Origin of the sequence: Rhodococcus sp. 27YEA6 (genome assembly GCF_044908235.1) — a bacterium.
Classification (GTDB): Bacteria; Actinomycetota; Actinomycetes; order Mycobacteriales; family Mycobacteriaceae; genus Rhodococcus_F; species Rhodococcus_F qingshengii.
Map to the genome: position 1 here is coordinate 1 of NZ_JBIYCY010000055.1, position 3,352 is coordinate 3,352.

At 57.6% G+C, this 3,352-nt stretch carries 3 protein-coding genes; 1 reads left to right on the forward strand and 2 read right to left on the reverse strand.

Translation table 11 applies throughout. The features are described from left to right. Window positions 1–209: 209 nt before the first annotated feature. Both ABH939_RS33030 and ABH939_RS33035 read right to left on the reverse strand, forming a co-directional pair. Entirely contained in the window at window positions 210–422 is a 213-nt protein-coding gene (locus tag ABH939_RS33030; RefSeq protein ID WP_208722292.1) for a hypothetical protein, read from the reverse strand. Window positions 423–914: 492 nt separating this feature from the next. Further along, a complete protein-coding gene (locus ABH939_RS33035) occupies window positions 915–1,250 on the reverse strand; it encodes a cupin domain-containing protein (protein WP_241064945.1) in 336 nt (111 codons plus the stop codon). 93 nt (window positions 1,251–1,343) lie between these two features. Here ABH939_RS33035 and ABH939_RS33040 point away from each other — a divergent pair, with 93 nt between their 5' ends. Then, entirely contained in the window at window positions 1,344–1,793 is a 450-nt protein-coding gene (locus ABH939_RS33040; protein WP_054828300.1) for a MarR family winged helix-turn-helix transcriptional regulator, read from the forward strand. The last annotated feature ends 1,559 nt before the right edge of the window (window positions 1,794–3,352 follow it).

Sequence of the window (3,352 nt, forward strand, 5' to 3'; positions counted from 1 at the left end):
GTGTCTGCGTGCCATGATTCGTGAATTTCCTCCTGTGCCCATTATCGGACACGAAAGTCACACAGACACTGGACTTCTACACAGGGACCCAACCACCCGGACACCGTCATGAATCTCTCTAAGCTGTGTACGCCATCTGCGTCGACTTCGAATACAACCGTCACATGCTGGCCACAACTTCCCTGGGAGACTGTGTCACGAGCCCAATGTCAGGGATCTCGGATGGAGCGCGTCCTGCAGACCAGGTGGGCGGGGATGAGATGCTCAGCGAGGCGACGCATCCGTGGCTCGTCGAGGCCTTCGTCCCTGTCGTCGAGCAGCCCGGTGCCGGCGGAAACATGATTGTGACCGACGCCGAGGCCGGCAGCATCAGCGCGACCGCCTGGTGTCCACGCCGCTTGTACTTCTCGTCTGAGGCTCACTGAATCACACCCTTACAAGTCCTAAGCCTCTGATGTGCCACGGGTTTCACGGAGTCATGATGTTTCAATTCAGGCTTCCGGTGGGCATGTGAAACATTCGTTCTCGAAACTCGATCGGTATCAGCATTTCGAGAGCGCTGTGCCGAGGTTGGCGATTGTCGACCGCGTGGTACTGGTGGCGGAGCGCGCGTCGACAGTGCCTTAGCGAGTCATCTCATCGCCAGTCGTGCACACCATCCAACGTCTCACGCGACGGGCATCGTCCTTGTCCGGAGGGCTGCAGGCGGGGAGAGTCCTGCGATCTCGTCGAATGGATTGTCTTCGAAGCAGACGGAAGACTTGATGAACACGACCACTGTGTCGTTGCACGAGCCGAGCGGGAGGCAAAAGAGTTTCGCGAGTATAGAGTCTGCGCGCGCTCGTGCATCTTACGAACTAAAGCATTGCCACCGAATAGTGAGAGTATTCTTTAGCTGTCGGACGCGAACTCGTTTAACACGTCCAAGGAGGCGTTATAGATTCGCCGTCAGAAGTGATGGCGGTCAAGCCCACCGATGTCGTCACCCACAATGTGGCGGCGCTGTCACCCGGGTTGTCGAGCTGAACTGTGGCCGACTCCGGAACTAGTACGACATCTCCAACTGCGAGATGAACTGGAGTGTCATCCAAGGTGATCACGGGCGAGCCGTGGAGTACGAGAAAGACCTCCTCGTGCGAGACCGTGTGCGGTGCGCCGATATTGCCGGGCTCCAGTTCGGTGCGCCAGGCGCACAGCTGTCGACTGCCGTGGGCGGGCGCTACGTAGGACTGGAATTGTGCGCCGTGCATTTGGTGGGTGTAAGAATCCCCGTTTTTTCGGATCCGCATGTCAAGTTCCCTTCGTCAGCTTAACTGTCTTTATTGGACAGGTAGACTGACGACATGTCAAGGGACGAACCACGCGCCGATCTGCTGATGTTGCTGATGCGTAGCGCGTCCGCTCTTTCCGAGCAGATCAATGCCGCAGTCCTCGCGGAGGGGCATTCGTCGCTACGACCGGCGCATGGCTTGTTATTCCTGCGGGTGTCCGGCGATGGGGCCACTGTCAGCGAAATTGCCGCCTACCTGGGTATCACTAAACAATCCGCAGCCGTGATGGTCGACGAGTTGATCGCATCCGGATATGTGAGCAAGCAGCCCCACCGATACGACCGCCGCTCGCAGATCGTCCGGCTTACCTCCGCCGGTGCCGACGCGACCTCTGCGGCTACCAACGCAGCACTCTTCCGTTGGAAAGCGGCGAGCACGACACTTGGCGCGGACGTGATGGCATCGCTGGTGCTCGCGCTCGAGGAGATTGGGAGAGACGGCAGGCCACGCCCTGTCTGGTGACCCGAATAGGCTTTGGCCGCGGCGTCCTCACGCCTGGTATTAGGCCCGGGGGTGACGCATCAACGCGTCGGCGATCCGTAACGATTGCGATCTGGTGGAGTATGATCGATTCTGGCTGGACATTTTCGTTGAAGGTCATGGCGAACGGCAGATGCTCTCCGATAGTTCCACACCTGGCAAACAGATCGGCTCTGGCTTTGTTCGGTCACTTCGGTTGGACAAACCGGTGCCTTTACGGATGTCCGCACAAGTGGGCGGCACTTTGTCGATCGCAAACCCGGACTGGTCGATCGGAAACTGATTCGCTCTGCGAGTGAGTGATCCAGATCTTTCACTGTTGTGGAGCCTCGTCGACTACGTCCAAACGAAAACCAAGCGCGCTCCAAGGTCGGGTACCGAAAATGACTTGGTGCTTGTTGAATGCACAGATCAATTGTGGACTTGGCGCCGGATTGAGAGTGGGTGGAACCTGAGGGTTCCGATGTGTGATGACCTCGCACAGGGCCTCCATGACGATCGTGAACTCTCCGGGAGGTCAAGTCGGCCGACGCGCTGGGCTCACGCATGAAGCGCAGCTTTGAAAGCAATTCGGCGGCGAGAATCAGAGTTGGGCTGCAACAGAACTACTTCATCTTTGAAACGGGCGCCGCTCGAATTCTTGGACTGAGAACGTCGACGGCGTCGTCGACGGGTTGCCGTGGAGTCAAGATCTGCGGGGCGGTGAGGCATTAGTCCTCTTGAGGTACAGGTGCTGAACTTCACGCGCGAGACGGGCCGGGACGTATGGCCTCGCAGAAACTCATCTACTTGCGACGACAGGGCAGCGTATCTGTGTGCCGCCAGGAGGAGAAAGAGTATGCAGGGGAAGCACGATCGAAACCGACACCGAGACATTCTTGCTCGGTCGGCAGATATGCAGGCTGAGGATCATTTCGACGCGGTACGGTCGATCGTGACTATGCTGTGCTCCGTATCGCTCTCTGCGGAATATGTTGTAGAGGCTGCGAATCGAAGTTGTTGTGAAATATTCGATTCGCTCGGATTGCGATCGGCGCGGGTGGTATCCATATTGCAGTTGGTCTATCAGATGATTGCGCGAACCATTGATCAGGTCGCAGGAACGGCCTACGTTGAGCGTTCACTGGCTTTTCCCGACAGACTAAATGCACTAACCATTCGGCAGAGACAGATTCTGGCATAGAGGGCGATCTGTGGATTTGGGGTAGGCGACGTGGCGACCGCTCTGTCGGGGCCTGTTTAGGGCATTCGCCTCGAACAGCATCGTGCGTTGTCGCGGCTGCGGGTGGAGGTGCTATCGAGTGCATAGTTCAGGACGTTCATTCCGGTAGATCACGAATCGAATTCGCCGCTGTTCGTCGTGGGCTTCCGTACTCAGGTGATACCTAAATAGTGTAAGTCGTTGAGAGTCATTCGCATTGAGTGTCGCGGTCTGCGATCGGGTGTCATGCGGGTTCCAAGCATTTCGCCCGATATGTCCCAAGCGTCGGAGCGCAGGGTGTTCCGAGTACACACCCCTTCGACCATCAGGACGGGCCATG

Bases quoted from the DNA above. Each gene is read 5' to 3' on its own strand.
- ABH939_RS33035 (WP_241064945.1), bottom strand. From the start codon at position 1,250: ATGCACGGCGCACAATTCCAGTCCTACGTAGCGCCCGCCCACGGCAGT.
- ABH939_RS33040 (WP_054828300.1), top strand. From the start codon at position 1,344: ATGTCAAGGGACGAACCACGCGCCGATCTGCTGATGTTGCTGATGCGT.